Source organism: Neisseria maigaei (genome assembly GCF_958267405.1).
GTDB lineage: Bacteria > Pseudomonadota > Gammaproteobacteria > Burkholderiales > Neisseriaceae > Neisseria > Neisseria bergeri.
This window is the reverse complement of the sequence record NZ_CATQFT010000015.1, coordinates 1-11,339: the sequence shown is the minus strand read 5'-3', so window position 1 is coordinate 11,339 and position 11,339 is coordinate 1. Positions and strand designations below refer to the sequence as shown.

The window sequence follows — 11,339 nt, the reverse complement described above, 5'->3', positions numbered from 1 at the left end:
GTTTGGAAGGGAAATGGCTGGAGAAAGACCTGCGCTATATCGGGGAATGAATCAATGCAAAGGAAATGCCGTCTGAATATGCGTTCGGGCGGCGTTTTTATAACCAAAACACTTCATGGCGGTTGGTTTTATGCCTGTCTAAGTTTTTGTGTCGTGCATACCTGAAGATTTCAGACGGCAAGTGTATTCCGTTTCAGTTTGTAGGCTATGGCAGTCTGTTTGTCTTGTGTTTTGCGCAATTGCCCTTATTTTAAGCCGTGATTTTATTTTGAATTAGATGAAAAAATGAGTAATCAAGATTTTTATGCGACGCTGGGTGTGGCAAGAACAGCTACCGATGATGAGATTAAAAAAGCCTACCGTAAATTGGCGATGAAATACCATCCCGACCGCAATCCTGACAATAAAGAGGCGGAAGAGAAGTTTAAAGAAGTACAAAAGGCGTATGAAACTTTGTCCGACAAGGAAAAGCGCGCTATGTACGACCAGTATGGTCATGCGGCGTTTGAAGGCGGCGGCCAGGGGGGCTTCGGAGGGTTTGGCGGTGCGCAGGGTTTTGACTTTGGGGATATTTTCAGCCAAATGTTTGGAGGCGGTTCGGGGCGCGCCCAGCCTGATTATCAGGGTGAGGACGTTCAAGTCGGTATCGAAATCACGCTTGAAGAAGCCGCAAAAGGTGTGAAGAAACGCATCAATATTCCAACTTATGAGGCGTGTGATGTCTGTAACGGCAGCGGCGCGAAACCGGGGACATCCCCGGAAACCTGCCCGACTTGCAAAGGTTCGGGTACGGTACACATCCAGCAGGCGATTTTCCGTATGCAGCAGACTTGTCCGACCTGCCACGGTGCGGGCAAACACATTAAAGAACCTTGCGTCAAATGCCGTGGCGCGGGGCGGAATAAGGCGGTCAAGACGGTGGAAGTCAATATTCCCGCCGGTATCGATGACGGGCAGCGTATCCGTTTGAGCGGCGAAGGCGGGCCGGGTACGCACGGTGCGCCTGCCGGCGACCTGTATGTAACCGTCCGCATTCGGGCGCATAAGATTTTCCAACGCGATGGTTTGGATTTGCATTGTGAACTGCCGATTAGTTTTGCCACGGCTGCTCTGGGCGGTGAGTTGGAAGTACCAACGTTGGATGGCAAGGTTAAGCTTACTATTCCCAAAGAAACCCAGACAGGCAGAAGGATGCGAGTGAAAGGTAAGGGCATCAAATCTTTACGCAGCAGCGCGACCGGCGATTTGTACTGCCATATTGTTGTCGAAACGCCTGTCAATTTGACCGACCGTCAAAAAGAGCTTTTGGAAGAATTTGAGCGGATTTCTACCGGTTTGGAAAATCAAACACCGCGCAAGAAATCGTTTTTAGACAAGTTGCGCGATTTGTTTGATTGATTTTAAGGTTTGGAAACAAGCAGCCGTATCGGGAAACCTCCCTGATACGGCTGTTTTTGTTTGTTTGGAAATAGTTTTTTATTTTCAAGGCAGTATGAGGCAGGGCGGGATAACTGTTTTTTTAAACTTAACATTATGCAGGGGTTTGTTGTCAGTTGCATTTGGAAAACCGGGATGCCGCCGCTTCTTGGCTGGGCTTGGCGTTCTTCACTACCGGGATGATTGTTTTTGCACGGCGCGTACTGAAGGCGGGCAGGTAGGCTGTCGGAAAAAATGCCGTCTGAAGTGTTCAGACGGCATTTTTTATCGGGAAAGCGGAAGGCGGAGCTTTTCGGCTTGCGCCCACGTTTTGCCGGCAAGGTCTTTGGGCGACAGCAGCGGCGCGGTTTGAAGCGGCCAGCCTATGCCGATTGCCAGGTCGTTCCATATTAAAACCTGTTCGGCTTCCGGGTTGTAATAGTCCGTGCATTTGTACACGACTTCCGCCTCGTCGCCCAAAACGCAAAACCCGTGTGCGAAGCCTTCGGGTATCCAAAGCTGGTATTGGTTTTGCGCCGACAAGGTTGCGCCCGCCCATTTGCCGAAAGTCGGCGAACCTTCGCGCATATCGACGGCCACGTCGAACACTTTGCCGACAACTACGCGTACGAGTTTGCCTTGTGTGTTTTCGGTTTGGTAGTGCAGGCCGCGCAATACGCCTTTGCGTGATTGGGAATGGTTTTCCTGAACAAAGGTTCGGTCGGCAATATTTTCTTTGAACCACCCGTCTCGGAAGGTTTCCATAAAAAAGCCGCGCCCGTCTGTGAAGACTTGCGGTTTTAAAATTTTTACGTCGGGGAGGGCGGTGTCGATGATGTCCATAAAGTCCTTTGGCGGTATCGTTACCGCTGTTTTTTGCGGTTTGGATGCCGTCTGAAAGCCGTCGGGGCGTTCGGACGGCATTTATTTGCCGATCAGGTGCAGCAGGTATTGCCCGTAGGCGGTTTTTTCCAAATGTTTTGCGCGTGTTTCCACATCTTTTTTCGTCAACCAACCGTTGCGCCAGGCGATTTCTTCGAGGCAGGCGATGTGCAGGTTTTGGATGTTTTGTACGGTTTGGACGAAGGAAGCCGCCTCGTGTAGGCTTTCGTGCGTGCCGGTGTCCAGCCATGCGAAACCGCGTCCCAATATTTGAACGGAGAGCGAACCGTCTTCCAAATACATTTGGTTGAGGTCGGAAATTTCCAATTCACCGCGTGTGGACGGTTTGAGCTGTTTGGCGAACTCGACAGCGCGGTTGTCGTAGAAATACAAGCCGGTTACCGCCCAATCGGATTTGGGCCGTTGCGGTTTCTCTTCGATAGAAACGGCGCGGAAGTTTTCGTCAAATTCAACCACGCCGAAACGTTCGGGGTTTTTGACCTGATAAGCAAACACGGTTGCGCCGTGCGTTTGCGCTGCCGCCTGTTTCAATGTTTGCGTAAACGACTGACCGTAAAAAATATTGTCGCCCAAGATGAGGCAGACATTGCCGTTGCCGATAAAGTCTTCGCCGATGATAAATGCCTGTGCCAAGCCGTCCGGACTGGGTTGAACGGCATAGCTGATAGAAATGCCGAAATCGCTACCGTCGCCAAGCAGGCGTTTGAAAGAGGCGTTGTCTTCGGGCGCGGTAATCACCAAAATATCTCGGATTCCCGCCAGCATCAAAACCGACAAGGGGTAATAAATCATCGGTTTGTCGTACACGGGCAGGAGCTGTTTGGACACGCCGCGCGTGATGGGGTAGAGGCGCGTACCGCTGCCGCCTGCCAGTATGATGCCTTTCATCTTTTCTTTCTTCCTTTGCGATGGGTTTTCAGACGGCATTGCGTCGGGATGCCGTCTGAAAACTTATTTTCCGGTGCCTAAACGTTCCAAACGATAGCTGCCGTTCAATACGTTTTGCCACTAGGTTTTGTTGTCCAAATACCATTGCACGGTTTTGCGGATGCCGGATTCAAAAGTTTCCAAAGGCTGCCAGCCCAAATCCCGCCTGATTTTCGCCGCATCGACGGCGTAGCGGACATCGTGGCCGGGGCGGTCTTGTACGAAAGTAATCAAATCTTCATAACGTGCCACACCCGCCGGTTTTTCAGGAACAAGCTCTTCCAGCAGGGTGCAGATGGTTTTGACCACTTCGAGATTGGTTTTTTCATTGTGGCCGCCGATATTGTAGGTCTCGCCGACAACACCTTCGGTAACAACCTGATACAGCGCGCGGGCATGATCTTCGACAAACAGCCAGTCGCGGATTTGCATACCGTCGCCGTACACGGGCAGCGGTTTGCCGCCAAGTGCGTTCAGAATCATCAGCGGGATGAGTTTTTCGGGGAATTGTCGGGGGCCGTAATTATTGGAACAGTTGCTGACAATGGCGGGCAGCCCGTAAGTCCGCTGCCACGTGCGGACGAGGTGGTCGGCAGCGGCTTTGGAGGCGGAGTAGGGGTTGGACGGCGTGTATGGCGTGGTCTCGGTAAACAAATCGTCTGTGCCGTGCAAATCGCCATAGACTTCATCGGTGGAAATATGGTGGAAACGGAAGGCTTCGCGTTTTTCAGACGGCATTTGTTGCCAGTAGGCGCGCGCAGCTTCCAGCAGATTGAATGTGCCGACGATATTGGTTTGGATAAACTCGCCTGCCGAATCGATAGAGCGGTCGACATGGCTTTCCGCCGCCAAGTGCATCACGGCATCAGGCTGGTGTTGTGCGAACACGCGGTCGAGTTCGGATCGGTCGCAAATATCCACTTGCTCAAAAGCATAGCGTGGATTGCCTGCTACCTCGGTCAGAGATTCCAAATTGCCGGCATAAGTCAGCTTATCGACATTGACGACAGCGTCCCGGGTGTTTCGGATAATATGGCGGACAACGGCAGAACCGATAAAGCCCGCGCCTCCGGTAACAAGGATGGTTTTTTTGTTTGCGGTTTGCATTTAATCCCCATATCCGTTGGGGTTGCGGCTGACCCAACGCCACGAATCCTCCATCATTTGCGCAAGGCTGCGTTTGGTTTCCCAGCCAGTCTCTTGTTTGGTATGGGACGGGTCGGCAAAGGAACACGCCAAGTCTCCGGCGCGGCGGGGTTGGATTTGATAGGGAATATTTAAGCCGGAAGCGGCTTCAAAGGCACGGATGATTTCCAAAACGGAATAGGCGCGCCCCGAACCCAAGTTGAACAAATGTACGCCGGCAACGCCGCCTTTCGCCTTCATTGCCGCGATATGCCCTTCTGCCAAATCCATCACATGAATATAGTCGCGCATTCCCGTACCGTCGGGGGTCGGATAATCGCCGCCGAATACCGACAGTTGCGGCAGCCTGCCCGAAGCCACTTGGCAGATATAGGGCAAAAGGTTGTTGGGAATACCGTTGGGCTGTTCGCCGATCAAGCCGCTTTCGTGCGCGCCGATCGGGTTGAAATAGCGCAACAAAATCACGCTCCAACGCGGATCGGCTTTTTGGATGTCGGTTAACATCCGTTCCACCATCGCTTTGGACGCACCGTAAGGATTAGCGGTATCGCCCGGGCGCATATCTTCCGTATAGGGGACTTTTTCCGCATCGCCGTAAACGGTTGCCGACGAGCTGAATACGATTTTGAACACGCCCGCGCGCGCCATTTCTTCCGCCAGCACCAAGCTGCCGTAAACATTGTTGCCGTAATATTTCATCGGCTCGGCAACGCTTTCCCCCACTGCCTTCAAACCGGCAAAATGGATGACGGATTCGATTTCGTGTTCCGAAAAAATCTGCCTCAAAATCTGACGGTCGCGGATGTCGCCCTGATAAAACGGTATGTTTCTGCCGGTAATTTGCCGAAGGCGCGGGAGGACGGCGGCAGACGAGTTGCACAGATTATCCAGAATCACGGCATCGTAACCGGATTGGACGAGCGAGACGGCAGTGTGCGAACCGATAAAGCCGGTGCCGCCGGTAATCAGGACGGTCATAAACATTCCTTTCAGATTGTATCGGGCAAAGTATATCAGTATTATCTTCATCTTTTCCAAACGATTACCCACATTGCGCCGTCGGCTGTTCAGACGGCATCACGGAGGCAATTTATGAACATTACCCAAATCCTCTCCCAAGAACTCTCCGCCACTACCGCGCAAATCAATGCCGCTATCGAGCTTTTGGACGACGGCGCGACTGTCCCCTTTATCGCGCGTTACCGTAAAGAAGCCACGGGCGGGCTGGACGATACGCAGCTGCGACAGCTTGCCGAGCGGCTGCAATACCTGCGCGAGTTGGAAGAGCGCAAAGCCGTTGTGTTAAAAAGCATTGAAGAGCAAGGCAAGCTTTCAGACGACCTCAGGGCGCAAATCGAAGCCGCCGACAACAAAACCGCGCTGGAAGACCTATATCTGCCCTACAAGCCCAAACGCCGCACCAAGGCGCAAATCGCGCGCGAACACGGTTTGCAGCCGCTGGCGGACGTGTTGCTTGCTGAGCAGCCGCAAGACGCGGAAGCCGCCGCACAAGGCTACCTGAACGAAAACGTCCCCGACGCCAAAGCCGCACTGGACGGCGCGCGTGCAATTTTGATGGAACAGTTTGCCGAAGACGCGGAACTCATCGGCACGCTGCGCGATAAGTTGTGGAACGAAGCCGAAATCCACGCGCAAGTCATTGAAGGCAAAGAAACCGAAGGCGAAAAATTCAGCGATTATTTCGACCACCGCGAACCCGTCCGCGTCATGCCCAGCCACCGCGCGCTGGCGGTTTTGCGCGGCCGCAACGAAGGTGTGTTGAACATCGCGCTCAAATACCAGCCCGACGACACGCCGATTACCCAGCAAAGCGAATACGAGCAAATCATCGCCCGCCGCTGCAACGTTTCAGACGGCCACAAATGGCTGCGCGACACCGTTCGCCTGACTTGGCGCGCGAAAATCTTTTTATCGCTGGAACTTGAAGCCCTAAATCGTTTGAAAGAAGCCGCCGACACCGACGCAATTACCGTGTTCGCCCGCAATCTCAAAGACTTGTTGCTTGCTGCGCCTGCCGGACGGCTGACGACTTTGGGCCTCGACCCCGGCTACAAGAACGGCGTGAAATGCGCCGTGGTGGACGACACGGGCAAGCTGCTGGATACCGTCATCGTCTATTTGCATCAAGAAAACAATATGTTGGCAACGCTGTCGCGCCTGATTAAGCAGCACGGTGTGAAGCTCATCGCCATCGGCAACGGCACCGCCAGCCGCGAAACCGACAAAATCGCGGGCGAACTGGTGCGCGGAATGCCGGAAATGGGGCTGCACAAAATCGTCGTTTCTGAAGCCGGTGCGTCGATTTATTCCGCGTCCGAACTGGCGGCGCGCGAGTTCCCCGACTTGGACGTTTCCCTGCGCGGCGCGGTGTCCATCGCCCGCAGGCTGCAAGACCCGCTTGCTGAGTTGGTCAAAATCGACCCCAAATCCATCGGCGTGGGCCAGTATCAGCACGATGTGAACCAAAGCCAGCTCGCCAAATCGCTGGACGCGGTGGTCGAAGACTGCGTGAACGCCGTCGGCGTGGACGTGAACACCGCGTCCGCCCCGCTCTTGGCGCGGATTTCCGGTTTGAATCAAACCCTTGCCCAAAACATCGTCGCCTACCGCGATGAAAACGGCGCGTTCGACAGCCGCAAAAAATTGCTGAAAGTACCGCGTTTGGGTGAAAAAACCTTCGAGCAGGCGGCAGGCTTTTTGCGGATTAACGGCGGCAAAGAGCCGCTGGACGCGAGCGCGGTGCATCCCGAAGCCTATCCCGTCGTCGCCAAAATGCTGGCGCAACAAGGCATTACCGCCGCCGAACTCATCGGCAACCGCGAGCGCGTGAAGCAAATCAAAGCATCCGACTTCACCGACGAACGCTTCGGACTGCCGACCATTCTGGACATCCTGTCCGAACTGGAAAAACCCGGCCGCGATCCGCGCGGTGCGTTTCAGACGGCATCGTTTGCCGAAGGCATCCATGAAATCAGCGACTTGCAAGTCGGTATGATACTCGAGGGCGTGGTTTCCAACGTCGCCAACTTCGGCGCGTTCGTGGACATCGGCGTGCATCAGGACGGCTTGGTGCATATCTCCGCGCTGTCCAACAAGTTCGTCCAAGACCCGCGCGAAGTGGTGAAAGCCGGCGACGTGGTGAAAGTGAAAGTGCTGGAAGTCGATGTTGCGCGTAAACGCATTGCGCTGACCATGCGCTTGGATGACGAACCGGGCGGCGCAAAACATAAAATGCCGTCTGAAAACCGCAGCCGCGAACGGCCGGCCGGCCGCAAACCCCAACGCAACGACCGTGCCCCAACCAATTCGGCGATGGCGGATGCGTTGGCAAAGTTGAAGCGGTAAGTCCGACAGTAGGGATGTACAGTGACAGATGCAGTGGCGGGTTTTGCCCCTGCTTTTTCTGTTGTTTCAAATATGTGTATTCCTATGATGCCGTCTGAAGACTGTTCAGACGGCATTTGATTTGGTTGTGGCAGGGGCATGGCGACAGGCGTATAGTTTCAAATTATTGCCAACCTGTTTAAATAAGGAGTCCGAACCATGAAGAAATTGATGTTTGCCGCGCTGGTGTCCTGTTTTTCGGTTTCTGCGTTTGCCGCCTGTGCCGACAGCCAGCAGCAGTGTGTAATCTATAAAAACGGCAATGTCGCAGTGGAGGGCGGCTGCGCGGTCAGCAAGTGCCAAAGTGCCGATGCGCAAGTGTTGAAATGGAAGCTGAAAAACGGCAAAGGCGTAACTGTGGAAATCGGAAAAAACGGCAAGGTTTCGGTGAACAAAAAACCGGGTGCGAAAGCGGCCAACAGCAATGCGGCAGGTATGGGTTTGACGTGTTATGCCGCCGATGCGGACAAGCGCGAGCAGTTCTGTTCGACCAATTATTGAACAGGTGCGGATGCCCGATGCCGTCTGAACGGAGTTTCAGACGGCATTTTGTTTGTAAAAAATAGTTGTAAAAAACGGCAATTCTTTGACAAGCCTTAACTGTTCCCCTAATATCCCTGCGCCTGCGCCCCTTCGGGCGGACATAAAGAAAAACATTTTAGGAGGTCAAACGATATGGAATGGGCGTTTAACAGTTATTACACTTTGATTGCCGCCACTTTGGTTTTGCTGGTCGGCAAGGTTTTAGTTAAGAAAATCAAGTTATTGCGTGATTTTAACATCCCCGAACCCGTGGCGGGCGGGCTGATTGCCGCGATTATCCTGTTTGCGCTGCACGAGGCGTACGGCGTGAGCTTCAAGTTTGAAAAACCGCTGCAAGATGCGTTTATGCTGATTTTCTTCACGTCCATCGGCTTGAGCGCGGATTTTTCCCGTTTGAAGGCGGGCGGTTTGCCGCTGGTGGTGTTTACCGCGATTGTGGGCGGATTTATCTTGGTGCAAAACTTTGTCGGGGTCGGACTGGCTTCCGCTTTGGGTTTGGACCCGCTCATCGGTCTGATTACCGGTTCGGTTACGCTGACGGGCGGACACGGCACGGCGGGTGCCTGGGGACCGGATTTTGAAACCAAATACGGTTTGGTCGGCGCAACCGGCTTGGGTATGGCTTCTGCAACTTTCGGGCTGGTGTTCGGCGGTCTGATCGGCGGCCCGGTTGCACGCCGCCTGATCAATAAAATGGGGCGCAAACCGGTTGAAAACGGAAAACAGGCTCAGGACGACAATGCGGACGACGTGTTCGAGCAGGCAAAACGCACCCGCCTGATTACGGCTGAATCTGCCGTTGAAACACTGGCTATGTTTGCCGCGTGTCTGGCGTTTGCCGAGATTATGGACGGCTTCGACAAAGAATACCTGTTCGACCTGCCCAAATTCGTGTGGTGTCTGTTTGGCGGCGTGGTCATCCGCAACATCCTCACCGCCGCATTCAAGGTCAATATGTTCGACCGCGCCATCGATGTGTTCGGCAATGCTTCGCTTTCGCTTTTCTTGGCAATGGCGTTGCTGAACCTGAAACTGTGGGAGCTGACCGGTTTGGCGGGTCCTGTAACCGTGATTCTTGCCGTACAAACCGTGGTGATGGTTTTGTACGCGACTTTTGTTACCTATGTCTTTATGGGGCGCGACTATGATGCGGCGGTGTTGGCTGCCGGCCACTGTGGTTTCGGTTTGGGTGCAACGCCGACGGCGGTGGCAAATATGCAGTCCATCACGCATACTTTCGGCGCGTCGCATAAGGCGTTTTTGATTGTGCCTATGGTCGGCGCGTTCTTCGTCGATTTGATTAATGCGGCGATTCTCACCGGCTTTGTGAATTTCTTTAAAGGCTGATTTTCCGCCTTTCCGACAAAGCACCTGCAAGGTTTACCGCCTGCAGGTGCTTTTGCTATGATAGCCGCCATCGGTCTGCACCGTTTGGAAGGAACATCATGTATCGGAAACTCATTGCGCTGCCGTTTGCCCTGCTGCTTGCCGCGTGCGGCAGGGAAGAACCGCCCAAGGCATTGGAATGCGCCAACCCCGCCGTGTTGCAGGACATACGCGGCAATATTCAGGAAACGCTCACGCAGGAAGCGCGTTCTTTCGCGCGCGAAGACGGCAGGCAGTTTGTCGATGCCGACAAAATTATCGCTGCTGCCTACGGTTTGGCGTTTTCTTTGGAACACGCTTCGGAAACGCAGGAAGGCGGGCGCACGTTCTGTATCGCCGATTTGAACATTACCGTGCCGTCTGAAACGCTTGCCGATGCTGAGGCAAACAGCCCCCTGTTGTATGGGGAAACGTCTTTGGCAGACATCGTGCGGCAGAAGACGGGCGGCAATGTCGAATTTAAAGACGGCGTATTGACGGCAGCCGTCCGCTTCCTGCCCGTCAAAGACGGTCAGACGGCATTTGTCGACAACACGGTCGGTATGGCGGCGCAAACGCTGTCTGCCGCGTTGCTGCCTTACGGCGTGAAGAGCATCGTGATGATAGACGGCAAGGCGGTGAAAAAAGAAGACGCGGTCAGGATTTTGAGCGGAAAAGCCCCCGAACCGCCGTCCAAACCCACGCCCGAAGACATTTTGGAACACAATGCCGGCGGCGGCGATGCGGGCGTACCCCAAGCCGCAGAAGGCGCGCCCGAACCGGAAATCCTGCATCCTGACGACGGCGAGCGTGCCGATACCGTTACCGTATCACGGGGCGAAGTGGAAGAGGCGCGCGTACAAAACCAGCGTGCGGAATCTGAAATTACCAAACTTTGGGGAGGACTCGATACCGACGTGCAAAAAGAGTTGGTCGGCGAACAACGCAAGTGGGCGCAGGAAAAAATCAGCAACTGCCGACAAGCCGCCGCGCAGGCAGACGGGAAAGAATACGCCGAATATCTCAAATTGCAGTGCGACACGCGGATGACGCGCGAACGGATACAGTATCTTCGCGGCTATTCCATCGATTAGGGGCAAACCGATGAATACCGTCCCCAAAAGCAGGATTCCCGTCAAACCGCTGCCCGAAAAAACCACAGCCGAAGCCAAAGTCGAAAAATGGCGGCAGCTCGGTGCGGAACACGGTTTGTCGGGCGAATGGGCAGTTGCCGCCAGATTGGGCGAAAACGGTTTTACCGAAGAACAGATGGAAAATATCGCCAACCTGTTCGGCAGATAAAGGGAAAATTGACGGAAATGCCGTCTGAAACCCTGTTGTCGGTTTCAGACGGCATTTTGACCAATACGGTACTCAGGCGCAAAACAGCCGGCTTTTTATGTGTTTCCTATGCTGATGTTTCAACACACAAGACGGCACATAAAGCGTTGCCCTATGTGTTGTCCTGATTTTTGTTAATCCACTATAAAGTCTGATCCTGCCGCCCCGAAGGACAGATGTCCAAGTGGCGGAGTTTCAACCGAAAAGGAAATACGATAAAATCGGCAATTTGCCGTAAACTTAAAAAGTTTCATCCATATCGAGGAGACATTATGCATCACCCCCCCCCCCCC

At 53.9% G+C, this 11,339-nt stretch carries 11 protein-coding genes; 7 read left to right on the top strand and 4 right to left on the bottom strand.

Translation table 11 applies throughout. The annotated features are described in order from the left end of the window. Positions 1–285: 285 nt before the first annotated feature. Entirely contained in the window at positions 286–1,398 is a 1,113-nt protein-coding gene (gene dnaJ / locus Q3O06_RS04860; protein WP_301817934.1) for a molecular chaperone DnaJ, read from the top strand. Positions 1,399–1,701: 303 nt separating this feature from the next. On the opposite strand, the gene rfbC is transcribed toward dnaJ, so the two are convergent. The 4 genes from rfbC to galE all read right to left on the bottom strand — a co-directional run bounded on the left by rfbC (position 1,702) and on the right by galE (position 5,370). Further along, on the bottom strand, positions 1,702–2,259 hold the full coding sequence (rfbC, locus tag Q3O06_RS04855) for a dTDP-4-dehydrorhamnose 3,5-epimerase (protein WP_301817936.1): 558 nt from the start codon (positions 2,257–2,259) through the stop codon (positions 1,702–1,704). Between the two features lie 81 nt (positions 2,260–2,340). Beyond that, positions 2,341–3,207 (bottom strand): glucose-1-phosphate thymidylyltransferase RfbA, encoded by an 867-nt coding sequence (rfbA, locus tag Q3O06_RS04850; protein WP_301817935.1) that lies wholly within the window; start codon positions 3,205–3,207, stop codon positions 2,341–2,343. A gap of 120 nt (positions 3,208–3,327) precedes the next feature. Continuing rightward, positions 3,328–4,353, bottom strand: a complete 1,026-nt coding sequence (gene rfbB / locus Q3O06_RS04845; protein ID WP_301817933.1) for a dTDP-glucose 4,6-dehydratase — start codon at positions 4,351–4,353, stop codon at positions 3,328–3,330. Beyond that, positions 4,354–5,370 carry a UDP-glucose 4-epimerase GalE gene (gene galE, locus Q3O06_RS04840; protein WP_301817932.1) on the bottom strand — a complete coding sequence of 339 codons (1,017 nt, stop codon included), beginning with the start codon at positions 5,368–5,370 and terminating at the stop codon, positions 4,354–4,356. Positions 5,371–5,484: 114 nt separating this feature from the next. On the opposite strand from galE, the gene Q3O06_RS04835 reads away from it, so the two are divergent. The 6 genes from Q3O06_RS04835 to Q3O06_RS04810 all read left to right on the top strand — a co-directional run bounded on the left by Q3O06_RS04835 (position 5,485) and on the right by Q3O06_RS04810 (position 11,174). Further along, positions 5,485–7,758: a Tex family protein gene (locus tag Q3O06_RS04835; RefSeq protein WP_301817931.1), complete on the top strand. Its 2,274-nt coding sequence runs from the start codon at positions 5,485–5,487 to the stop codon at positions 7,756–7,758. A 198-nt stretch (positions 7,759–7,956) separates the two neighbouring features. Beyond that, a complete protein-coding gene (locus Q3O06_RS04830; RefSeq protein WP_301817930.1) occupies positions 7,957–8,298 on the top strand; it encodes a hypothetical protein in 342 nt (113 codons plus the stop codon). A 174-nt stretch (positions 8,299–8,472) separates the two neighbouring features. After that, positions 8,473–9,687, top strand: coding sequence for a sodium/glutamate symporter (gltS, locus tag Q3O06_RS04825; protein WP_301817929.1), 1,215 nt, complete (start codon positions 8,473–8,475; stop codon positions 9,685–9,687). Positions 9,688–9,785: 98 nt separating this feature from the next. Next, a complete protein-coding gene (locus Q3O06_RS04820) occupies positions 9,786–10,799 on the top strand; it encodes a lysozyme inhibitor LprI family protein (protein ID WP_301817928.1) in 1,014 nt (337 codons plus the stop codon). 10 nt (positions 10,800–10,809) lie between these two features. Further along, a complete protein-coding gene (locus tag Q3O06_RS04815) occupies positions 10,810–11,007 on the top strand; it encodes a hypothetical protein (RefSeq protein WP_013448186.1) in 198 nt (65 codons plus the stop codon). Between the two features lie 17 nt (positions 11,008–11,024). Next, entirely contained in the window at positions 11,025–11,174 is a 150-nt protein-coding gene (locus Q3O06_RS04810; protein WP_250314525.1) for a hypothetical protein, read from the top strand. The last annotated feature ends 165 nt before the right edge of the window (positions 11,175–11,339 follow it).